Genomic DNA, 21,651 nt, shown 5'->3' with positions numbered 1-21,651 from the left:
CCATGGAGGCAGAGAACAACATGGCCGGCACCTATATATAGATATATATAGTTCGGCATAGCGATACGGTCAGTTTCATGAGTAAAAAGGACGCCTACAGCCAGGCGGGCAGGACAGCAGTGCTGCAGAACATCCAGGGCACCCTGCAGTTCCTGCAGCGTTTTCCGCCGTTCAACCAGATGGAACACAGCCACCTGGCCTACCTGGTCGAACAGTGCCAGCTGCGCTTCTATGCCAGCGGCGAAAGCATCGTCAAACCTGCCGACGGGCCGGTCGAGCACTTCTACATCGTCAAGCAGGGCCGCGTGGTGGGTGAGCGCCAGCACCTGGTCAAGCCTGGTGTGGAGACCACCTTCGAAATCACCAGCGGCGAATGCTTCCCGCTGGCTGCCCTGCTCGGCGAGCGAGCGACCCGTACCGAGCACCTGGCCGGTGAGGACACCTTCTGCCTGCAGCTGAACAAGGCCGCGTTCATCCGCGTGTTCTCGATGTCGGAAGTGTTTCGGGATTTTGCCCTGCGCGGGGTCAGCAGCCTGCTCGACCAGGTCAATCAGCAGGTACGCCAGCGCGCGGTGGAAACCCTCGGCACCCAATATTCGCTGAACACGCCACTGGGTGAACTGGCCATGCGCCACCCGGTGGTGTGCAGCCCCGACACGCCCCTGCGCGACGCCGTGCGGCTGATGCACGAGCAGCAGGTCGGCAGCATCGTGGTGGTCGACCCGCAGCGCTACCCCACCGGTATCTTCACCCTGCGCGACCTGCGCCAGGTGGTGGCTGCGGCCGATGCCGACCTGGGCGCGCCCATCGCGCGGCACATGACCGCCCAGCCATTCTACCTCAGCCCCCAGGCCAGCGCCTTCGACGCAGCCATGGCCATGACCGAGCGGCATATCGCCCACGTATGCCTGGTGGAAAAACGACGCCTGTGCGGTGTGGTTTCGGAGCGCGACCTGTTCTCCCTGCAACGGGTCGATCTGGTGCACCTGGCGCGCACCATCCGCCATGCGCCACGCCTGGATACCCTGGTCTCGCTGCGCGGCGAAATCAGCCAACTGGTCGAGCGCATGCTGGCCCATGGCGCGTCCTCCACGCAGATCACCCAGATCATCACCCTGCTCAACGACCACACCGTGTGCCGGGTGATCGAACTGGCGCTGGCCGAGCGCGGTGACCCGGGCGTGCCGTTCAGCTGGCTGTGCTTTGGCAGCGAAGGGCGGCGTGAACAAACCCTGCACACCGACCAGGACAACGGCATCCTCTTCGAAGCCGCCGACGGCGCCGAAGCCAACGCCATCCGCGCACGGCTGCTGCCGCTGGCGCAATACATCAACCAGTGCCTGGCCCAGTGTGGCTTCACCCTGTGCAAGGGCAACGTCATGGCCGGCAACCCAGAGCTGTGCCTGTCGCGTAGTGAGTGGGCGCGGCGTTTTTCCGGTTTTGTCCGTGAAGCCAGCCCGGAGAACCTGCTGGGCTCGAGCATCTATTTCGACCTGCGCGTGGTGTGGGGCGACGAGCAAGGTTGCGAGCAGCTGCGCCAGGGCCTGCTCGAGCAGGTGGCCGATAACCGCATCTTCCAGCGCATGATGGCTGACAACGCCCTGCGTCAGCGCCCACCGGTGGGCCGCCTGCGCGAGTTCGTGCTGACCCGCCAGGGCAACGACAAGGCCGCCACCCTCGACCTCAAGGTCCAGGGCCTGACGCCCTTCGTCGATGGTGCCCGGCTGCTGGCCCTGGCCAACGGCATCGGTGCCTGCAATACCCTGGAACGCCTGCGCCAGCTGGTGGCCAAGGGCGTGATCGAGGCACTGGACGGCGCAGCGTATGAAGAGGCCTACCACTTCATCCAGCAAACCCGCATGCAGCAGCACCAGCGCCAGACCCGCGACAACCTGCCCTATTCCAACCGCCTGGACCCGGACAGCCTCAACCACCTGGACCGGCGCATCCTGCGCGAGTCCCTGCGCCAGGCCCAGCGCCTGCAAAGCAGCCTGGCCTTGCGGTACCAGCTATGAGCCTGTTCGCCTGGCTGCGCCCCAGTGCGCCCGAACTGGACCATGCCACGCGCCAGCGCCTGGCCCGGCTGCCCAAGGCCGCGCCCCTGGGGGTGTGTACCCTGCGCGAGCAGCGCTGGGTGGTGCTCGACCTGGAGACCAGCGGCCTGAACCCCAACCGTGACCAGGTGCTGTCGGTTGGCGCCGTGGCCATCGAGGATGGCGCCATCGACTTTGCCCAGCAGTTCGAACGCACCCTGCACCGGCCTTTGCAGAAGACCAACGCCAGCGTGCTGATCCATGGCCTGGGCCCGAGTGCCCTGGCTGCCGGTTGCGACCCGGCCGAGGCCTTGCTCGACCTGCTCGACTTCATTGGCAATAGCCCGGTGCTGGCATTCCACGCGCCGTTCGACCAGCGCATGCTGGCCCGTGCGCTGAAGGAAAGCCTGGGCTATCGCTTGCACTCGCCCTTCCTGGATGTTGCCGAGCTGGCACCGATGCTCAACCCCGACACAGTGCTGCGCGAGGCCGGGCTGGATGACTGGGTGGCGCGGTTTGGCCTGCAGGTAGAGGAGCGCCATCATGCCAGCGCCGATGCCCTGGTTACCGCCGAGCTGGCGCTGATCCTGTTCAGCCAGGCCCGGCGCCAGCAGCTGGACAGCCCGCTGCAGCTGGAGCAGCGGCTGCGCGGCTGGCGGCGGCGGAAAGCGCACAATCACGGCCTGTGAAGATCCTGTAGGAGCGGCCTTGTGTCGCGAAAGGGGCGCGCAGCGGCCCCACATTTTCAGCTTCGCCGCAGATATGGCCGGGGCTGCTATGCAGCCCTTTCGCGACGCAAGGCCGCTCCTACAACGACCGAGTTGCTGAACGGCCACCTGCCTTTTCCATGATGGCCATCCGATAAGCGTCCATTGCACCCACCCCCTCCCCTCTGCAACAATCGCGAATAATTATCGTTAGTTAATGCATTCGTTCCGGGGGGACGCTGCTTGTCTTCTGCACAGAGCCCACACGCCGATCTGGTCGGTGCGCTGTACCGCGACCACCGCGGCTGGCTGCTCGCCTGGCTGCAACGCAGCATGGCCTGCCGCCAACGTGCCGAAGACCTGAGCCAGGACACCTTCGTGCGCCTGCTCGGCCGTGAGCAACTGGATACGCCCCGCGAACCCCGCGCATTCCTGGCCGCCGTGGCCAAGGGCCTGATGTTCGACCACTTCCGCCGCGCCGCGCTGGAACAGGCCTACCTGGCCGAACTGGCCCTGATGCCGGAAGCCGAACAACCTTCCCCGGAAGTGCAGCACCTGATCCTCGAGGACCTCAAGGCCATCGACCGCCTGCTCGGCAAGCTGTCGAGCAAGGCCCGTGCAGCATTCCTGCACAATCGCCTGGACGGTATGAGCCATGCCGAAATCGCCGAGCGCATGGGGGTTTCGGTGTCGCGGGTGCGCCAGTACATCGCCCAGGGCATGCGCCAGTGCTACGTGGCCCTGTACGGGGAGCCGACGTGAGCAGTGCACCGGTTTCGTCCCGGGTGCTGGAAGCCGCCATTGCCTGGAAACTCAGCCTCGACAACGGCAGCGGCACACCCGACGAGCGCAGCGAATTCATGCGCTGGCATGCCGCCAGCGAGGAGCACGCCCGCGCCTGGCGCCAGCTCGGCGCCATGGACCAGCGTGTGAGCGCCGCTGCCGGCCCGGCACGCCAGGCCCTGCTGCAATCGCGCGCCGGCCTGCGCCGACGCATCGGCAAGGTCGGCGGCGGGCTGGCCGGCATGTTTCTTTTGGGCTCGCTGCTGGCCTGGGTCGGCGCACCATCGCTGGCACCGAGCTACTGGCTGGCCGACCAGCGTACCGCCACCGGCGAACTGCGTACCCTGCGCCTGGAAGACGGCACCTTGCTGAGCCTGAACAGCCACACTGCCGTGGATATCGACTACGCCGGCGAGCAGCGGGTAATCGTGCTGCACCAGGGCGAGATTTCGGTCGAAACCGGCCATCAGGACCCGCGCCCGCTGCTGGTGCGCACCGGCGATGGCCGCCTGCGCCCGTTGGGCACGCGCTTCCTGGTGCGCCGTGAGGACGACGGCACGCGCCTGGAGGTGTTGCAGGCCTCGGTCGCCGCCATGCCGCTGAACAGCGGCGACGAACAGGTGCTGCGCGAAGGCCAGCAGGTGCTGATGAACGCCAACGGCCTTGGCCGGATCGGCACGGTGCCAGCCGGTGCCGACGCCTGGACCCGCGGCATGCTGGTGGTGGACAACGTGCGCCTGGCTGACCTGCTGGCCACGCTCGGCCAGTACCGCAGCGGTTACCTCGGGGTGGACGAGCAAGTCGCCGACCTGCGTGTGACCGGCAGCTTCCCGCTGACCGACACCGACCTGGCGCTGTCGTCGCTGGTGCCGGCACTGCCGGTGAAGGTCGAGCGGCATACGCCGTGGTGGGTGACCGTCGTTCCCAAGTAGGCCTGCACCGGCCTCTTCGCGGGTAAACCCGCTCCCACAGGATTGCACCAGCCTCAAAGCCCCCGCGATCCCTGTGGGAGCGGGTTTACCCGCGAAAGGGCCGGTACAGGCAAAAACCAACTTCAAATAATTCTCAATTTATTTCAGATTCGCCCTGTCACTTTTCAAATCTCGCTCGGCAAGGAAGCAGAAAGCACTTATCCGTCGAGGAGCCGCTGCATGTCCCGTGCTGTTGATCGTATCCTGCGCCCCAGCCTGATGGCCTTGGCCATCGCCGTGGCCGCGCCATTGGCCAGCCCTGCCCTGTTCGCCGCCGAGCAATCCGCTCAGCGCGCCTACGACCTGCCCAGCGCCCCGCTGGCCACCACCCTCAACCAGATCGCCAGCCAGGCCGGCATCACTCTGGCCATCGACCCGGCACTGGTCAGCGGCCGCACCTCGGCCCCGGTGAGCGGGCAGTACGATGGCCTTGGTGCCCTGCAGGCCGCCCTGCGCGGCACCGGCCTGCAGCTGCAGCAAAGCAGCGTGGGCAGCTACAGCCTGGTGGCTACGCCGGAAGGGACACTGGCGTTGCCGGAGACTGCGATCAATGCCACTTCCAACTATGAAAGCGCCTGGGGGCCGGTAGAGGGTTACACCGCGACCCGGACAGCAGCTGGCACCAAGACCGACACCGCGATCGCTGAACTCCCCCGCTCGGTAAGCGTGATCACCCGCCAGCAGATGGAAGACCGGCCGGTGCTCAGCCTGAACGATGCCCTTCGCTACACCGCTGGCGTGCAAAGCAGCGGCTATGGCTCCGACTCGCGCAGCGACTGGTTGCTGGTACGTGGTTTTGAGCCTACCCAGTTCCTCGATGGCCTGCCATTGCCCAAGGGCAACTACGCCACCCCCAAGATCGAACCCTGGAACCTGGAGCGCATCGCCGTGCTGCGCGGCCCGGCTTCTTCGGTCTACGGCCAGACTCCACCAGGCGGCCTGCTGGACATGACCAGCCGTCGGCCGCAATTGGAAAGCAGCCACGAAGTCGAAGCCCAGGTTGGCAGCAATAACCACAAGCAGATCAACTTCGACAGCACCGGCAAGCTCGACGATGCAGGCCAGTTCCTGTACCGAGTGAGCGGCACCGTGCGTGACAGCGGTGCGCCGGTAGACCACATCCCGGACAAGCGCTACAACATCGCGCCCAGCCTGACCTGGAACATCAACGACGATACCAAGCTGACGTTCATCAGCCAGTACACCCGCGATGACACCGGCATCACCGGCCAGTTCCTGCCACTGCAAGGCACCAAGCTGGATAGCCCCGCAGGCAAGATTTCGCACCACAAGAACCTGGGCGACCCGGATTGGGAGTCCTACGACCGCACCTACTACCACCTGGGCTATGCGTTCGAGACCCGCCTGAACGATACCTGGCAGTTCCGTCAGAACCTGCGCTACGCGCGTAACGAACTGGACTTCAAGGGCATTACCGCCGGTGGCTCGATCTGGCCAGCCGGCCCGGACGAAGCTGTCAGCGCCGATGGCACCGTGCAACGCACCGCCGGTATCGTCGAGGAGGACATCTCCCAGTTCGCCCTGGACAACAACTTCCAGGCCGACTTCCAGACCGGCCAGGTTGCCCATACCCTGCTGCTGGGTCTCGACCACCAGCGCTCGGACAGCAATGCCCGCTGGCGCTGGGGCTCGGCTGGTGTGCCACCGAGCAATATCCACAACCCAATCTACGGTCAGGATTTCTCGAACGTTCAGTACTTCGACATGTACGACTACGACCAGAAAACCCAGCAGACCGGCCTGTATATCCAGGACCAGATGGCCCTGGACAACTGGCGCCTGACCCTTGGTGGCCGTGAGGACTGGGTGCACACCGGCACCACCTTCCACAACCAAGGCGATGCCACCAACACCCAACGCGACAAGAAATTCAGTGGTAACGCAGCACTCAGCTATGTATTCGATAACGGCCTGACGCCTTACATCTCCTATGCCGAGTCGTTCCAGGCCGCCACCGGCTCCACCGTCAACAGCACCGATGCCTTCAAACCGACCGAAGGCAAGCAATACGAACTGGGCATCAAGTACCAGCCTCCAGGCAGCAATAGCCTGTTCACCGCTGCTGTGTTCGACCTGACGCAGGAGAACATGTCTGTGACCGAGGGTGGTGTAACCCGCCAGGTTGGCGAAGTGCGTGTCAAAGGCCTGGAGCTGGAGGCTACCTCGGATGTGACCGAGAACCTCAAACTGGTGGGCTCGTACACCTACAACGACAGCGAAATCATCAAAGGCACCAGTGACGAGAAAGGCAAGCGCATGGCGCAGGTGCCGCGCAACCAGGCCACTGCCTGGGCTGACTACACCTGGCACAGCGGACCACTGGATGGGTTTGGGGTCGGCGTTGGCGTGCGCTACGTGGGCGACACCTACGGTAATACCACTAACACCGATTGGGGCCATGTGGGGTCCTACACCGTCTACGACGCATCGGTGCACTACGACCTGGGCCGCCTGAACAGCACCCTCAAGGGAGTGACCGTAGCCGTGGATGCGAAGAACCTGTTCAACAAGGACTACTTGTCTACCTGTGACGGGTACTACTGCTACTACGGCGACGAGCGCAACGTGGTGGCCAGTGTCAATTACAAGTTCTGAGTGAACGGGGGCCGCTTTGCGGCCCTTTCGCGACACAAGGCCGCTCCTACAGGAAAACGTGCTCCCCTGTAGGAGCGGCCTTGTGTCGCGAAAGGGCTGCGCAGCAGCCCCAGCTTCCGACAGGCAAAAATCGGTACCGTGATGAAAAGCCCAACCATCCGCCGCTGGTCGGTGATCCACACCTGGAGCAGCCTGGTCTGCACCCTGTTCCTGCTGTTGCTGGCAGTCACCGGCCTGCCGCTGATCTTCCACCACGAACTCGAACACCTGCTCGGCGACGCCCCCGAACTGCGGGAAATGCCGGCCGATACACCACACCTCGACCTGCAGCAGTTGGTGATCAAGGCCGAGCAGCACCGCCCCGGCGAGGTCATGCAGTACTTCGGCTACGACGAGGACGAAGCCAACGGCGTAGTGGCCATAACCGCCGCCACCGCCGGCACCGATCCCAATTCGTCGCACACCTTCATGCTCGACGCCCGCACCGGTGAAGCCGTGGCCATGCCGGCCGCCAACGGCGGCTTCATGATGACCATGCTGCGCCTGCACGTGGACATGTTCGCCGGCCTGCCCGGCAAGCTGCTGCTGGCCTTCATGGGCGTGCTGTTCGTCGTGGCGATCATCTCCGGCACCGTGCTCTATGCACCGTTCATGCGCCGCCTGGACTTCGGCACGGTGCGCCACGGCAAATCCCGTCGCCTGCGCTGGCTCGACCTGCACAACCTGATCGGCGTGGTCACCTTGGCCTGGGCACTGACGGTAGGCGTGACCGGTGTCATCAGCGCGCTGTCGGACCTGGTCATCGCCGCCTGGCGCAACGACAGCCTGGCCGCCATGGTTGCCCCGTACCGTGATGCCCCACCGCTCACCGAACGCGCCCCGGCCACCCACCTGCTGACCATCGCCGAACAGGCCGCCCCCGGCATGCGCCCGGACTTCATCGCCTTCCCCGGCACACGCTTTTCCAGTGAGCACCACTATGCGGTGTTCATGAAGGGCGCCACGCACCTGACCTCGCACCTGCTCACGCCCGTGCTGATCGATGCGCGAACACTGGCGGTGACCGCCGTCGGCGAACGCCCCTGGTACATGGATGCCATGGGCCTGTCGCAACCACTGCACTTCGGCGACTACGGCGGCCGGCCAATGCAAATCCTGTGGGCGCTACTCGATGTGCTGACCATCATCGTCCTCGGCAGCGGCTTGTACCTGTGGTGGGGCAAACAACGCACGAAGCGGGAGGCGCGGGCATGAGCCACAGGTCACAGCCGACCTGGCGCATCTTCGTCTGGCCGATGGTCGTGGCCTTGCTCACTGCCGTGGGGCTGTTTGCCGCCTTGCTGGGGGACGGGGTCTGGGACAGCCTGGCCTGGCTCGGCCTGGGGGTGTCGGCGGCTCTCGGCCTGCAAGGTTTCTACCCTCGTCCACGGCAGTAACCGGGTAATACCCGCACCCTCTTTTGCCGCGACATGGTTGGCTCCCATTTTCCAAGGAGCCATACCATGACACCTTTGCAGCGCCTCGAAGCGCTCGATCAACAACTCATCGCCCTTGAGCAAGGCAAACCCGAACTGGCGGGCGAAACGGAACCGGCCGCCATGCGTCAGCGTTTTTTTGGTGACCTGGCAGCGTTCTGGAACGACCCTGTCGAAGCAGGCCACAGCCGCGTCCGGCAACTGCGCGAACTGCGTCATGAGCAACTTCTGGCCGAACTGGAACTGCGCCTCGCCGACCAGACCCTGGACTACAGCCACATCAGCCTGCTGCGCACCTCCCTGGAGCTGCCGCTACCCTGGCAGCGCAACCACCTGCCAGACACCCACCGGGCCCAGGTTTATCGGCCGGTATTCAACCGCTCAAGGCCCCATGGCCGGTTGCCGTTACCCGGCGTGCTGGTATTGGTGGCAGACGCACCGGAAGGGGCCGTTGCCGAGCCTGCAACAGCCACAGGCCAGGCACTGCTGTGCAGCGTTTCTCATGGCGTTGAAGGCTTCGCCAACCTGGCCGAACTGCATAGAGAGCTGTGCGAGCGCCTGGACGACCCCATGCAAAGCCGGCCAATGCTGCAACTGCTACCCCGCCTGCAGGACCAGCAACTGGTCCGGTGTGCCGACCGGCTGCGCTACGAGTGGTTTACCGGCGACCTGGTCGAACAACAGGCCACTGACGTGATCGACGCGCAGCATCAACGGCTCACCATCGCCTGGCACGCCGCCTGGGCGCTTGACCAGAACCCGGATCTGCCGGCACTCAAAAGCACCCTGGCCAAACAGCAGTCACTGACCGATCTCATGGGCAGCCAATATGCGTTGTCCACCCGTTATGCGCTGCTGCTGGAAAAACACCTGCCCGCCTGGCTGCGCCAGAGCTCCACGCAAAGCCTGACGCACATCATGCAAACGATCCAGGAGCTCGCCGGGGCCATCACCCAGGCTGCTGCACCCGGCCTTTTGACCCTGGAGGCGTTCGGCAATCGCCACCACCTGCTGGCATGGGTGCGCGAACGCCTTGGCAAGGCGCTGCGGCGCGAATTCTCCATCGACTTGCCTGCCGAAAAAGTCTGCATAACCGTCACGCTTGCACACCGCACCGGCCCGTTGATCAACCCGCTGGCACCTTCGGGTTACGTGGCCGTTGCCAACCGTCGCCATGTCGGTGGCACCATCGAGCTGGTAACCACCACCTACCGCCTGGACGAGCTGGCCCTGTTGAACATCGGCTGGTTCGACGTCGATTACTGGCTGACTGCCCGAATACACCACGAAGACGGTTCCACACTGGAATCAATATCCGCAGAAGGGGTAAAGCGCCTGGTGCGCGAGCTTGACGCAGGCAGTGGCTACATCCGCTACCTGCGAACCCACCTGCTGGAGTCTCCAGGTGCGCGCTGGCGCATGCAATGCCACGGCAACATGAACCGCGCCCGCATGCGCGCCGAGGCGGCCAAGGCCCGCTATGCCAGGCACTTTCTGAACGATACCCACGAGCGAGGCTATCGCTGGGTCAAAGCCGTCACCGACCACCCCGACAACAATTGGCGCCCTACAATCGACGAGCATCGTATCGCGGTGCGCCAGCTGATCATCGACGGGCACACGCTGCAAGGGGTACTGCTGCTCAATGCCGAGAGCGACAACCAGCCGTCGCTGGTGCTGTATACGCCGGACGCTCCCGATCGGCGCGCATGGCGTGAATACCCCGATACCCGGGCGCTGCTCAGAACCCTTCGCAGCACGCCGTCCTTGCGAAAGTACCTGATCCAGCGCGCGCCTCTGGCTGATGGCAAGCGGCTCGACAAATTGGTGCGCAAGGGCCGCCTCGGGCCATATGTGCAAAGGCCAATGATCAACGGCAACCTCTTCGATGCCCTTTACAAGGCCCAGGTCCACGCCATGATCGCCGAGGCCGATACCAACAGCCGCAGCAACCGCGAGCTGCTCGGCGAGTACGGGCTGTCGACGCTGCGCCTGGTTCTCGACATGATCAGCCTCGTGCTACCGGCCCCGACAATGTCAGCCCTGGCCTTCGGCCGTATGTCGATTTCGCTTTGGGACGGCTTCGAAGCCCTGGAAAAAGAGGATTATGCAGCAACCTTCCACCACGCCATGGCCGCTTTGAGCCACAGCGCCGACGGGTTGTCCAGTTTCGCTGGCTCGCCCCTCATGCGCAGGGCGATGCGCGGCCTGCCACCGCAACCCCCGCGCCCACTGCCGAAAACCCACGAAGCGGCCGTGGACGTGAGCAAGCTGCGCTACCGGATCGACGGGGTTCATGGCGAGGAAGTGTACGAACAGATCAACAGCGTGCCAGGCCCGGACCGTTACTTCGTCAAGGACAGCCAGGGGCGGTTGTACAACGTCCACTTCGACGGCTATCGCTGGCGGGTGCTCGACCCCAGGCAGCCGGATGCCTACGCGCAGCTGCCGATCAAACGGCTGCGCAATGGCAATTGGGTGGTCGATTCCATCGTGCTATGGCATGACGGGCTACCTGACGTAGCCCAGCTGTTGGAAGAGGTACGCCTGCAACCGCCGCTCGAGGGCGAACCAGTGGCAGGGGAAGCCGACCTGCACGACACCGGGGGGCAACTCTATCTGCAGCTGGGTGACCAGCAGTTGCCGGTTCGTCGGCACCTGCTCGCCGGGCATTTCCATCTGCTGCTGCCCGAGAAGGCACTGGGCGCAGTCCACGCCTGGGCAGTACTGCGCCAACAGGGCGGCCAATGGCGCATTCGCGTGCGCCAGCCAGGCCGCAGCAGCGACTGGCTGGCACTGCCGGCGGATTACTCGGCCAGCTTGGGCAGCAGCCGGTCCAGCCGCTGATGCAAGGCACTGCCACTCGGCCAGTTGCGCAGCAGCCGCGCCCGATCGCGGGCGTAGGCCGGGGCAAAGCTGAGCTGGGTGGCGTGCTGGCACATGGCGTCGAGGTCGATCAGCGACCACTGGCCGTTGTGCCAGAACAGGTTGTGGCCCTTGAAGTCGCCGTGGCTGATACGCTCACGAATCAGTTGCTGCATCACGTGCACCAGGGCATCCACCTGCTCCTCGGGCGCATCGCCGTTATCCACGTAGGGCGCGAAGCATTCGGCCAGGTCCGGGCCATCGACATACTCGGTGACCAGGTAGGCACGGCTTCGCAGCCCCATCACCCGCTGCTCCAGCACCGCGAGTGGACGCGGCGTGGCAATGTCGAGGAACTCCAGGCGGTGGCCTTCGATCCAGGAATGCCAGGCCCGGCTCGGGCGCCAGAAGCGCTTGAACCAGTGCGCGGTGTTCTTGATGTTGTAGCGTTTGAGCACCAGTGTGCGGCCGCCAACCTCGATGCGCGCCACGCTGGCCGCACCACCGGTCTTGTACAGGTGGCCCTGGTCAATCAACGCGTCAGCCTGCTCCAGCACCGGCAACATGGCTTCGGCCTCGTCGCGGCGGACTGCCCGCAAGCCCGAAAGGCTGCGCTCGACACTGAACAGGCTGCATTCACGACCAGCCTTTTCCAGGTAATCCTTCTGGCGCCAGCTGCGCACCTTGTCCACCTGCTTCTGCAAGGCTTCCAGCGGCAGCGCATGCTCGGCGTTGGCCAGCAGGTACTGCACCAGCAGTTCTTCGATGAACGGCTCCAGACGCTTGGGTAGCTGGGCGAAGAATACCCCCAGGTTTTCCAGCACACGTGGGCGCGACAGCTGCTGGCCAGGCGTTTCGGCCTTGATGCCGGCGCCGTCGATCAGGTACAGCTTGCCGCCGTGGCGCAGCAGGTTGTCCAGGTGCAGGTCTTCCTGCCACAGGCCCCGGGCGTGCATGTGCGCCACTGCGGTGAGCGCCTCGCCCAGCACCAGGTGCTGCTCGTCGGCCAGTACCGGCAAGCTCTCCACTGCCGCCCAGGCATCGGCCAGGCTTTCGGCACCGTCGAGGAATTCGAACAGCAGCCAGCCGCCCTCGCCTTCCTTGAGGCCGTCGGCCAGCAGCTTCGGCGTGGTCAGGCCCTGCTCGGCCAGCAGCTTCACGCCTTGCAGTTCGCGCTGGAAATGCCGTGCAGCGTTACCACCGACCAGCAGCTTGGCCAGCACCGGGGTACCGCGCCACACGCCGGCGCCCACATAGCGCTGGCCCGGCAGCACGCGCAGCAGGCTGAGCAATTGCAGGTCGGCCATGCCGGCGGCATCGGCCAGGGTGATGCTCAGGGGCAGCGAGGGGCTGCGCCCGGCCTCTTTCAATTCAGACAAACGCATCAGCGGGCCTCTTTTTCACGACGGCGTTGCGTCAGGCGTTGCAGCCAGGTATCGACCAGCGTGCCATCGGCAGGCTGCGCCAGGTAGCTGGCCAGCAAGGTACGTACATCAAGCTCGCTCCAGACCGGGGCACGACGCAGCAGCGGCTCCAGGTCCTTGAGACGGTCACGCATGCCGAACAGCAGGGGGCGGGTCTTCTCCAGGTCGATCAGTTGCGCGTCCCAGCCTTCGCGGCGCTGGCGCAGGAAGATGTGCTTGGGGTAGAAGCAGCCATGCACCTGGCCGGCGCTGTGCAGGGTGCGCGCCAGCTGGCCGCAGGCCTGCAGGACGCCATTGCGTTCAGCATCGCTCAGTTGTGGCCACTGGGCCAGCAGGCTGTCGAGGTCGGCCCATTCGTCCAGGGCGCGAGTCATCAGGATCGCCCGGTGCGTGCCACCTTTCTTGCGCTCGCCATAGAACACCGCCTGCAAGGCCGGAATGTGCAGCTTCTGGTAACGGCTGATGTTGCGGAATTCGCGGGCGAAGGTCGGCTCGCCGAATGGCCGGTGCAGGGTACGGGTCAGGTAGTCGCTCTGGCGCTTGAGGTAGTAGCCCTTGCCTTCGAGTTCCAGGCGGAACACGCTGCTCCAGCCTCCGCGGCCGGTGTTCGGTTCGTCCACGGCATCCAGTTGCAGTGCCCACAGCGCCTCGAAGTCATCCAGGCCATGGCGTTTGAGCAGCGCGAGGTCCGCGCTGGCCAGGTAATCGGTCATTCCCTTCCCTCGAAAAAGCTCACCACCTGGCGAATGCGCTTCTTGTCACGCACATTCAGCCGGTCGCGGCCACGGTATTGCAGGTAGAAACGCAGGCGCTGGGTTGCCGACAGGTGGTATTTGGCCACTTTGTCCAGGCACGCCAGGTCCTTGATCATCCGGTGCCGCCACATGAAGCCGCGCCAGAAATCGCCGGTGGGGCAGTCGATGAAGAATAGCGTGCCCTGGTCGTCGACCAGCAGGTTGCGCCATTTCAGGTCGTTGTGGGCGAAGTGGTGCTGGTGCATGACCCGGGTGTGGCGCGCCAGCTGGCTGCTGACATGCCCGACCCAGGCGCGATCGGCCAGGCGTGCATCGTTGCGCTCGGCCAGCGCCGACAGGTCTTCGGTGCGCGGCAGTTCGCGGGTGATCATGGCCCCCCGGCCAAAGGCCAGGCCATTGCGCTCCAGGCCCCAGGCCACCACTTCGGCAGTGGGGATGCCCCACTTGTCGAACTGCTTGAGGTTCTGCCATTCGGCCTTGATCCGCGGCCGGCCCAGGTAACGGCGCATGTGCTTGCCGGCCCCGGTGTAGCGCTTGACGTAGTAATTGACCCCGTCACGCTCGATACGCACCACCTCGCTGATCGGGTCGCGGGTCAGGCGCTCGCCTTGCAGGGCAAATACCGCTTCCAGGCTGCCGAAGTCCGCCGCCAGGTGTTCGTAGCCCGGCGCCAGTGTCCACCCCGCCATCAGAGTGCATCCCCATAACGTTGTTTGCGGTCATAGAGTTTCTGCGCCTTGCGCTCCAGCCAGGCGAGCAGCGAGGCTTCATCCTTCAGGACCTGCCGCAGCGGGCGCTGGAAGTAACCGCGCAGGAAGCGCAGCTTGTCGCGCTGGGTCAGGCCGATGTCCAGCGCCGAGAAGTACAGCGCGGCCAGGTCCTTGTCGCGCCAGCGGCGGCTGATTTTCGCCCGGGTCTGCGCGCGGTGCAGGTCGATCACCGACAGTTTGAAGTCGTCCGCCGTCACCGGGCGGTCGGTGTGCAGCAGGAAGTGGCAGATGTAGCAGTCGCGGTGGTTGACCCCCGCGCGGTGCATGCCGCCGGTCATCTTCGCCACTTCGGCGATCAGCGCGCGCTTCAGGCGCGGCTCGGGCGGCTGCCTGACCCAGTCGATGCTGAAGTCTTCCAGGCTGATGGTCGGCGCCAGTTCTTCGGTGATGATGAACGAATGCTGCGCGGCCGGGTTGCTGCCACGCTCGCCATAGGCGACGGCAGTCATGGTCGGCACGCCAACCTGGTGCAGGCGCTGGATGGCCTGCCATTCCTGGCCGGCGCCAAGCACCGGCAGCTTGGCGGTAAGCAGGTTCTTGAATATCTCGCCCCAGCCAATGCCGCGGTGGATCTTGACGAAGAAGCCCTCGCCAGCGACCTCGGTGCGCAGCGTGCGGCGCCCTTCCAGTTCGCGATAGACCTCGCCTTGCAGCGCCTCCACGGCATCGAAGGCATCACGCCCGGCCCACAGGCGCTTGAACGGTTCGGCCAGTATCAGCTTCATGCGGACTCCTGCCCCAGGATCACGTCGGCGGCATGCTGCGGCATGCTGTACAGATCGGCGGTTTCAGCAAACGCCAGGCCGTTGCGCGACCAGCTGGCGCGGGCCTGTTGGTCTTCAAGCATACGCTGCAGGTAACCATTGAGCTGTTCCTGCTCGAACGGCTCGTCCAGCACCAGGCCGCTGTCGGCCTCGGCAATGTAGTGGGCGTAGCCGCACACCTTGGAGACCAGCACCGGCAGGCCGGCCACCAGCGCCTCGAGCAGCACCGTGCCGGTGTTCTCGTTGTACGCCGGGTGGATCAGCAGGTCGGCGCCCAGCAGGAAACGCGGGATGTCGCTGCGGCCCTTGAGGAACTGCACCTGCTCGCCCAGGCCCAAGGTAGCGCTTTGCAACTGGAACACCTTGGGGTCATCCTGGCCGATCACCATCAGCCTGGTGCGCTTGCGCAGGGCCGACGGCAGCGCGGCCAGGGCCTTGAGGCTGCGGTCAACGCCCTTGGTCTTGAAGCCCGAGCCAATCTGCACCAGCAGCAGGTCGTCATCGCCCAGGTTGAATTCCTTGCGGAACTCGGCGCGGATTTCGCCGGCATTGGCCGGCGCGCGGCGGTCCTGGGAAATGCCCGGCGGCAGCAGGTGGAAACGCTCTACCGGGGTGCCGTAGTGCTTGATGAACAGCGGCTGCTGCACTTCGGAAATCATCAGCACTTCGGTATGGGCGTCCTTGGCGAACACCGCACGTTCGTACTCGGCAAAGTGCCGGTAGCGGCCCCAGCGGCGGTACAGGCCGCCACGCAGGGTCTGCGCCTTGTCCTCGAAGCAGCCGTCGGCGGCGTAGTACACGTCCAGCCCAGGCATCTTGTTGAAACCGATCAGGCGGTCGACCGGGCGCTTGGCCAGGTCGGCGGCCATCCAGGCGCTGAGCTTCTCGTTGCGGCGGTGATTGAAAATCGCCTTCACCGGCGCCACCAGCACTTCGAAGCCCGGCGGAATGTCACCCTCCCAGATCAACGTGTACACACGGATCTGGTGGCCCCGCTTCTGGCATTCCAGGGCAATGCGCATGAAGTCGCGCTGCAGCCCGCCGAAGGGGAAATATTTGTAAAGCACGAAAGCCAGTTGCATCAACGGACATCCTCAGCCAGCAGCAACGCGCTCAAGCGGCTCGCCACATGCTCGGGATTCAGGCGAGTGAAGCACAATGGCCACTCGCGTTTCAGATCGAACCGGCGCAGGTCATCGGCGCTCGGTTTGTAAGTGCACTTTTTCTGCAGGCAGGGCGCGCAGGGCCAGTCACTGGCCTGGTGAATCTGGGTCCGTCCGTAGGCGCCGGTCAGGCCCGGGTTGGTCGGGCCGAACAGCGAAATGGTGGGCACATCGAGTGCCGCCGCCAGGTGGCCGAGGCCGGTATCGACCGCCACGCAGGCTTTTGCCGCCGCCAACACGCGTGCGACACCGGCAAGGTTCAATTTGGGGAGCACCTGGCAGTTGTTCAAGCCCTGGGCGATACGCTCGGCCCGCGCCTTCTCGGCCGGGTTGCCCCACGGCAGGCGCACTTCCAGCTTGCGCCGGCCCATGCGCTCGGCCAGTTCGCGCCAGTAGGCTTCGGGCCAGTGCTTGGTCGCCCAGGTGGTGCCATGCAGGAACACCACATAGGGGGCGGCCGGCGGCAGTTGCAGGCGCTCGAGGTCGAGGCCGTAGTTGCCGATGCCTTCCGGCAGGTCGTAGGCCAAGGCCATGGCGAACAGCTGGCGCACCCGCTCCACCGCGTGCTGGCCGGTGGCAACCGACAGGCGCCGGTCATAGAAGCGGCTGGCCCAGCCTTCGCGGGCCGAGTAGCGGTCCAGGCCGGCCACCGGCGCCTTCACGTAGCGGGTCAGCCAGGCCGATTTGACCAGGCCCTGGGCGTCGATCACCAGGTCGTACTTGCGCTCGCGTACACGTTGCTTGAATGCCTTCCACTCGCCGCTCTTGATGGTTTGCCAGAGGTTCTTGCGCCAGCGGCGAATGGCCACCGGGATCACCTGGTCGACCGCCGGGTGCCAGCTGGGGATTTCGGCGAAGCCTTCTTCCACCACCCAGTCGAAGCGGATGCCCGGGATGGCGTGGGCGGCATCGGTAAGCGCCGGCAAGGTGTGGATCACATCACCCAGCGACGAAGTCTTGATGATCAGTACCCGCACTTAGTCGACCTCGGCCACGGTATCGATCAGGTCCGGCCCGGTCAGGCTGTGCAAAGCAGCGATGACTTTGCCCGGTTCCAGCAAACGCAGGCAGTTGTAGTGACCGAAGCGGCAGGTGCGGTCGAAGCACGGGCTGCACTCGATGCCGGTGCGCACCACTTCCACGTGCTCGGCCAGCGGCGGGGTGAAGCCTGGCGAGGTCGAGCCGTACACCGCCACCATTGGTCGGTTCAGCGCGGCGGCCACGTGCATCAGGCCCGAGTCGTTGGACACCACGGCATGGGCGCAGGACATCAGGTCGATAGCCTCGGCAAGCGAGGTTTCGCCGGCCAGGTTGGACGACTCTTCACGCAAGCCCGGGATCAGCCGGTCGCGAATCTGCTCACCGACCGGGTGATCGTTCTTCGAGCCGAACAGCCACACCTGCCAGCCCTGGCGGATCATCGCATCGGCCACGGTGGCGTAGTGCTCGGCCGGCCAGCGCTTGGCCTCGCCGAACTCGGCACCGGGGCACAGCGCCAGCACCGGGCGGTCCAGCTCCAGGCCGAACTTGGCCAGGGCGGCGTCGCGGCTTTGCGCTTCGATCTGCAGGCTGGGGCGCGGGTACGGCTGCGGCAGCTCGGTGCCGGGCGCGTAGGCCAGGGCCATGAAGCGCTCGATCATCAGCGGGTAGCGGGCCTTGTCCAGCTTGCGCACGTCGTTGAGCAGGCCGAAGCGCATTTCGCCACGCCAGCCGGTGCGCTTGGGGATACCGGCAAAGAACGGCACCAGCGCCGACTTGAGCGAGTTGGGCAGCAGGATGGCCTGGTCGTACTGGCCGGCCAGGGACTTGCCGATGCGTCGCCGCGTGGCCAGTTCCAGTGCGCCGTGGCCGAGCGGGAAGCTCAGGGCCTGACGGACCTCGGGCATGCGTTCGAGGATCGGCCGGCTCCACTCGGGGGCCAGCACATCGATCACGCAGTCGGGGTGCTGCTGTTTCAGGCACTGGAACAGGGTCTGCGCCATCACCATGTCGCCGACCCAGCTGGGGCCAATGATCAGTATTCTCATGCTTAGTCCAGAAACGCTCGGGGAGGCTACAGGCTGCGGTACAGCCTGGCCTCCCCTCTTTATATTCAGGCTATGTGGCGGACAGTGTACCACCGGTGGTGAGGCATGAGCCTTTGGGGCTGCTTTGCAGCCCATCGCGACACAAGGCCGCTCCTGCAAGGGAATGCGATCTCCTGTAGGAGCGGCCTTGTGTCGCGATGGCCGCAAAGCGGCCCCAGCAATCTCAAGTCAAACCCAATTCACCCCAGATCCGCCGCACCTCACGGCGTTCATCGGCAAACTGCGCCGCATCGATAACCCCGGCCTGCTTCTGCAGGGCCTGGCGGTGCGAGGCCGAGCGGAACGCCTTGTACACTTCACGCAACAGCACCGCGTCACTGGCCGGCATCAAACCCGCCTGCTCCAGCTCTTCCAGAATGCGGATGTTATCGGTCCATCGGAGTATGGCCGGGTGGTCGTGGGACCAGGCCAAAGCGGCGTATTGCACCATAAATTCGATATCGACGATACCGCCGGCATCCTGCTTGATATCGAACGGCACACCGGCCTCGAAGGCGTTTGCCGCGGTACCGGCTGCGGTGGCCTTGGTGCCGAGGTTGTCGCGCATCTTGGCGCGCATTTCGCTCACTTCGCTGCGCAGTTTTTCCAGGTCGCGGGCCTGGCCCAGCACCTTGGCGCGCACGCCTTCGAACGCCGTGCCCACCTGCTTGCAGCCCACCAGCACCCGGGCCCGCACCAGGGCCTGATGCTCCCAGGTCCAGGCCTCGTTCTGCTGGTAGCGCTCGAACGCTCCCAGCGAACTCACCAGCAGGCCCGAGGCCCCCGACGGGCGCAGGCGCATGTCCACGTCATACAGCTGGCCCGAGTTGGTCTGGGTGGTCAGCAGGTGAATGATGCGCTGGCCCAGGCGGGTGAAGAACTGCGCACTGTCGATCGGCTTGGCGCCGTCGGTTTCCGCCTGCGGGTCGCCGTCATGGATGAATACCAGGTCCAGGTCCGAACCGTGACCCAGCTCCAGGCCACCTACCTTGCCGTAGCCGATGATGATGAAGCCCGGGTCGCACAGGCTGCCGTCGCTGCGCTTGGGCTGGCCGTGGCGAGCCACGGTCTGGCGCCAGGCCAGGGCCAGCACCTGGTCGAGGATGGCCTCGGCCAGCCAGGTCAGGTAGTCGCTGACTTTCATCAGCGGCAGGTTGCCGCTGATTTCCGAGGCGGCCACGCGCAGGCTGTGGGCCAGCTTGAAGTGGCGCAGCGCCTCCATTTGCTGTTCCAGGTCGTCCTCGGGGATGCGCGTCAGGCGCTCGCGCAGTTCGCTGGCCAGCTCCGGCGCCAGTGGCGGGCTGAACAGGCGGCCTTCATTGAGCAGTTCATCGAGCAGCAGCGGGTAGCGGGCAATCTGCTCGGCAATCCACGGGCTGGCGGCGCACAGGGTCAGCAGGCGGCGCAAGGCGCCGGGGTTTTCGGTCAGCAGCACCAGGTAGGCAGAACGGCGTGCCACGGCCTCGACCAGCGGCAGCACGCGCTCGAGCACCAGGTCGGGGTTGTCATGTTCCACAGCCTGAGCCAGCAACCGCGGGATAAAGGCGTCCAGGCGCTCACGGCCAATCCGCTGCATCGAACGCAGCTGCGGGCTGGAGCGCAGCGCGGCCAGGCGCCGCAGGGCTTCGGCGGGCTGCTGGAAACCGGCCTCCTGCAGCTGACGGCCAGCGGCATCTTCATCCTGCGCCTGCTCCCACAGCGGCGACCATTCGCCACCCACCACCAGCTCGCCCTCGCCGTCTTCATCATCCGGGTCGGCGATCACCTGGCGGAAGTGCCAGTCAATCCGGCCACGCCAGTGCGTCAGCTGGTCATGGAAGCTTTGCCAGTCGGCATAACCGAGCATGTAGGCCACCCGCGCCTTATCGGTCTCGCTGTCCGGCAGCATCTGCGTCTGGCGGTCGGCGATGGCCTGGATGGCGTGTTCGGTATAGCGCAGGAACTCATAACCCTCGCGCAACTCGGCGACCACGGCTGGCGGCAGGTAGCCCTGGCCCTCGAGGGTGGCCAGCACTTTCAGCAGCGGCCGCTGTTGCAGGCTGAGGTCGCGCCCGCCGTGGATCAGCTGGAAGGCCTGGGCGATGAATTCCACCTCGCGAATGCCACCGGCACCCAGCTTGATGTTGTCGGCCATGCCCTTGCGCCGCACTTCCTGCTGGATCAGCTGCTTCATGGTGCGCAGCGCTTCGATCGCGGAAAAGTCCAGGTAGCGGCGGTACACGAACGGCCGCAGCATCTCCTGCAGCTGCGCGCCGGCCGCCTGGTCACCGGCCACCACCCGCGCCTTGATCATCGCATAGCGTTCCCAGTCACGGCCCTGGTCCTGGTAGTACTGCTCCAGGGCATTGAAGCTGAGCACCAGCGCGCCGGCCGAGCCATACGGGCGCAGGCGCATGTCGACGCGGAACACGAAACCGTCGACGGTGACCGGGTCCAGCGCCTTGATCAGGCGCTGGCCCAGGCGGGTGAAGAACTCCTGGTTGTCCAGCGAGCGCTTCACCCCTTCGGTTTCGCCGCCTTCGGGGAAGGCGAAGATCAGGTCGATGTCCGACGACAGGTTCAGCTCCACCGCGCCCAGCTTGCCCATGCCCAGCACCACCATGTGCTGCGGCTGGCCGCTGCGGTTGCCGACAGGCGTGCCGAACTGCTGGCAGTGGCGCGGGTACAGCCATTGGTAGGCTTCATCGATGGCGGCGTCGGCCAGGTCGGACAGGTCGCGGCAGGTTTCGCCCAGCGCGGCCTGGCGGGTGATGTCGCGCCAGATGATGCGCAACTGTTGGCGGTTGCGCTCGCGGCGCAGGTTGCGCGCCAGCTCGTCCTCGCTCTGCGCCGCCTGGGCGGCTGCAGCAATGTGCCCGCGCAGTTCACCCGCGGCGTAACGCCGATCCAGCTCGCCACTGGCCAGCAGGCCGAACAGCATGGCCGGCTCGCGCCGGACCAGGCCGAGCACGAAGTCGCTGGCGGCGGCTACCTGGTCGAACTGTTGCCGGTGCAGCGGGCTCCAGGCCTGGAGATCGAGTTCCGGGTGGGCAGCCACCGCATCGCTGATGAATTGCTGGTTGCGCGCGACCAGCGGCTGCAGGGTGGCGGGCAGATCGGACGGCAAAGGTAGGCGCATGGTCTATCCTTGATCGGCGTGAAATAGAGGGGAAGAAGCGGCCAAGGGGAAGCCGGACCACGGTTGGACTGTCGTACAAAAGTTGGAAATAGCTGAAAGAAACGAAAAATTGGCAACAAACATCAAGAGTTACCCGTTCGC

Annotated in this window: 16 protein-coding genes; 8 read left to right on the top strand and 8 right to left on the bottom strand. The window is 65.3% G+C overall.

Annotated elements, in window-relative coordinates; translation table 11 throughout:
• The first annotated feature begins 77 nt into the window (after positions 1 to 77).
• From ABNP31_RS01770 to ABNP31_RS01735, 8 genes are all read left to right on the top strand, one after another.
• On the top strand, positions 78 to 2,015 hold the full coding sequence (locus tag ABNP31_RS01770) for a DUF294 nucleotidyltransferase-like domain-containing protein (RefSeq protein ID WP_085664102.1): 1,938 nt from the start codon (positions 78 to 80) through the stop codon (positions 2,013 to 2,015).
• Entirely contained in the window at positions 2,012 to 2,722 is a 711-nt protein-coding gene (locus tag ABNP31_RS01765) for a 3'-5' exonuclease (RefSeq protein ID WP_025337421.1), read from the top strand. Before ABNP31_RS01770 ends, ABNP31_RS01765 begins: the two co-directional genes overlap by 4 nt.
• A 261-nt stretch (positions 2,723 to 2,983) precedes the next feature.
• Entirely contained in the window at positions 2,984 to 3,502 is a 519-nt protein-coding gene (locus tag ABNP31_RS01760) for an RNA polymerase sigma factor (RefSeq protein ID WP_025337420.1), read from the top strand.
• Positions 3,499 to 4,455, top strand: coding sequence for a FecR domain-containing protein (locus ABNP31_RS01755; protein WP_085664103.1), 957 nt, complete (start codon positions 3,499 to 3,501; stop codon positions 4,453 to 4,455). Before ABNP31_RS01760 ends, ABNP31_RS01755 begins: the two co-directional genes overlap by 4 nt.
• Before the next feature lie 219 nt (positions 4,456 to 4,674).
• A complete protein-coding gene (locus tag ABNP31_RS01750; RefSeq protein ID WP_085664104.1) occupies positions 4,675 to 7,110 on the top strand; it encodes a TonB-dependent siderophore receptor in 2,436 nt (811 codons plus the stop codon).
• A gap of 141 nt (positions 7,111 to 7,251) precedes the next feature.
• Positions 7,252 to 8,364 carry a PepSY-associated TM helix domain-containing protein gene (locus tag ABNP31_RS01745; protein WP_061303849.1) on the top strand — a complete coding sequence of 371 codons (1,113 nt, stop codon included), beginning with the start codon at positions 7,252 to 7,254 and terminating at the stop codon, positions 8,362 to 8,364.
• A complete protein-coding gene (locus ABNP31_RS01740; RefSeq protein WP_085664106.1) occupies positions 8,361 to 8,546 on the top strand; it encodes a hypothetical protein in 186 nt (61 codons plus the stop codon). The genes ABNP31_RS01745 and ABNP31_RS01740 overlap by 4 nt, the downstream gene beginning before the upstream one ends.
• A 66-nt stretch (positions 8,547 to 8,612) precedes the next feature.
• On the top strand, positions 8,613 to 11,432 hold the full coding sequence (locus ABNP31_RS01735; RefSeq protein ID WP_350012932.1) for a dermonecrotic toxin domain-containing protein: 2,820 nt from the start codon (positions 8,613 to 8,615) through the stop codon (positions 11,430 to 11,432).
• Here the strand turns inward: ABNP31_RS01735 and ABNP31_RS01730 are convergent.
• The 8 genes from ABNP31_RS01730 to glnE form a co-directional block, all read right to left on the bottom strand.
• The gene (locus ABNP31_RS01730; protein WP_350012931.1) at positions 11,393 to 12,835 is read right to left on the bottom strand and encodes a lipopolysaccharide kinase InaA family protein; all 1,443 of its coding nucleotides are present in this window, start codon (positions 12,833 to 12,835) and stop codon (positions 11,393 to 11,395) included. The two genes, ABNP31_RS01735 and ABNP31_RS01730, sit on opposite strands and share 40 nt — an antisense overlap.
• Positions 12,835 to 13,587 carry a lipopolysaccharide kinase InaA family protein gene (locus ABNP31_RS01725; protein WP_350012930.1) on the bottom strand — a complete coding sequence of 251 codons (753 nt, stop codon included), beginning with the start codon at positions 13,585 to 13,587 and terminating at the stop codon, positions 12,835 to 12,837. The genes ABNP31_RS01730 and ABNP31_RS01725 overlap by 1 nt, the downstream gene beginning before the upstream one ends.
• Positions 13,584 to 14,318 (bottom strand): lipopolysaccharide kinase InaA family protein, encoded by a 735-nt coding sequence (locus tag ABNP31_RS01720; RefSeq protein WP_025337412.1) that lies wholly within the window; start codon positions 14,316 to 14,318, stop codon positions 13,584 to 13,586. Before ABNP31_RS01720 ends, ABNP31_RS01725 begins: the two co-directional genes overlap by 4 nt.
• Positions 14,318 to 15,124, bottom strand: coding sequence for a lipopolysaccharide core heptose(I) kinase RfaP (gene rfaP / locus ABNP31_RS01715; protein WP_085664110.1), 807 nt, complete (start codon positions 15,122 to 15,124; stop codon positions 14,318 to 14,320). Before rfaP ends, ABNP31_RS01720 begins: the two co-directional genes overlap by 1 nt.
• The gene (locus ABNP31_RS01710) at positions 15,121 to 16,245 is read right to left on the bottom strand and encodes a glycosyltransferase family 4 protein (RefSeq protein WP_013970538.1); all 1,125 of its coding nucleotides are present in this window, start codon (positions 16,243 to 16,245) and stop codon (positions 15,121 to 15,123) included. Before ABNP31_RS01710 ends, rfaP begins: the two co-directional genes overlap by 4 nt.
• Positions 16,245 to 17,303 (bottom strand): lipopolysaccharide heptosyltransferase I, encoded by a 1,059-nt coding sequence (waaC, locus tag ABNP31_RS01705; protein ID WP_015268679.1) that lies wholly within the window; start codon positions 17,301 to 17,303, stop codon positions 16,245 to 16,247. Before waaC ends, ABNP31_RS01710 begins: the two co-directional genes overlap by 1 nt.
• Complete coding sequence (waaF, locus tag ABNP31_RS01700) at positions 17,304 to 18,353, bottom strand: lipopolysaccharide heptosyltransferase II (RefSeq protein ID WP_085664111.1); 1,050 nt, start codon at positions 18,351 to 18,353, stop codon at positions 17,304 to 17,306.
• A gap of 223 nt (positions 18,354 to 18,576) precedes the next feature.
• Positions 18,577 to 21,510 (bottom strand): bifunctional [glutamate--ammonia ligase]-adenylyl-L-tyrosine phosphorylase/[glutamate--ammonia-ligase] adenylyltransferase, encoded by a 2,934-nt coding sequence (gene glnE / locus ABNP31_RS01695; RefSeq protein WP_085664112.1) that lies wholly within the window; start codon positions 21,508 to 21,510, stop codon positions 18,577 to 18,579.
• Positions 21,511 to 21,651: the final 141 nt, after the last annotated feature.

The organism is Pseudomonas asiatica (assembly GCF_040214835.1).
Taxonomy (GTDB): domain Bacteria; phylum Pseudomonadota; class Gammaproteobacteria; order Pseudomonadales; family Pseudomonadaceae; genus Aquipseudomonas; species Aquipseudomonas putida_Z.
This window is presented reverse-complemented; position numbering and strand designations above follow the sequence as displayed.

What these genes read in the sequence shown, in the direction of transcription:
- ABNP31_RS01740 (WP_085664106.1), top strand. Translation starts at nt 8,361, where the DNA reads ATGAGCCACAGGTCACAGCCGACCTGGCGCATCTTCGTCTGGCCGATG.
- ABNP31_RS01745 (WP_061303849.1), top strand. Translation starts at nt 7,252, where the DNA reads ATGAAAAGCCCAACCATCCGCCGCTGGTCGGTGATCCACACCTGGAGC.
- glnE (WP_085664112.1), bottom strand. Translation starts at nt 21,510, where the DNA reads ATGCGCCTACCTTTGCCGTCCGATCTGCCCGCCACCCTGCAGCCGCTG.
- ABNP31_RS01725 (WP_350012930.1), bottom strand. Translation starts at nt 13,587, where the DNA reads ATGACCGATTACCTGGCCAGCGCGGACCTCGCGCTGCTCAAACGCCAT.
- waaF (WP_085664111.1), bottom strand. Translation starts at nt 18,353, where the DNA reads ATGAGAATACTGATCATTGGCCCCAGCTGGGTCGGCGACATGGTGATG.
- ABNP31_RS01730 (WP_350012931.1), bottom strand. Translation starts at nt 12,835, where the DNA reads ATGCGTTTGTCTGAATTGAAAGAGGCCGGGCGCAGCCCCTCGCTGCCC.
- ABNP31_RS01720 (WP_025337412.1), bottom strand. Translation starts at nt 14,318, where the DNA reads ATGGCGGGGTGGACACTGGCGCCGGGCTACGAACACCTGGCGGCGGAC.
- ABNP31_RS01735 (WP_350012932.1), top strand. Translation starts at nt 8,613, where the DNA reads ATGACACCTTTGCAGCGCCTCGAAGCGCTCGATCAACAACTCATCGCC.
- ABNP31_RS01765 (WP_025337421.1), top strand. Translation starts at nt 2,012, where the DNA reads ATGAGCCTGTTCGCCTGGCTGCGCCCCAGTGCGCCCGAACTGGACCAT.
- ABNP31_RS01750 (WP_085664104.1), top strand. Translation starts at nt 4,675, where the DNA reads ATGTCCCGTGCTGTTGATCGTATCCTGCGCCCCAGCCTGATGGCCTTG.
- rfaP (WP_085664110.1), bottom strand. Translation starts at nt 15,124, where the DNA reads ATGAAGCTGATACTGGCCGAACCGTTCAAGCGCCTGTGGGCCGGGCGT.
- ABNP31_RS01710 (WP_013970538.1), bottom strand. Translation starts at nt 16,245, where the DNA reads ATGCAACTGGCTTTCGTGCTTTACAAATATTTCCCCTTCGGCGGGCTG.
- ABNP31_RS01770 (WP_085664102.1), top strand. Translation starts at nt 78, where the DNA reads ATGAGTAAAAAGGACGCCTACAGCCAGGCGGGCAGGACAGCAGTGCTG.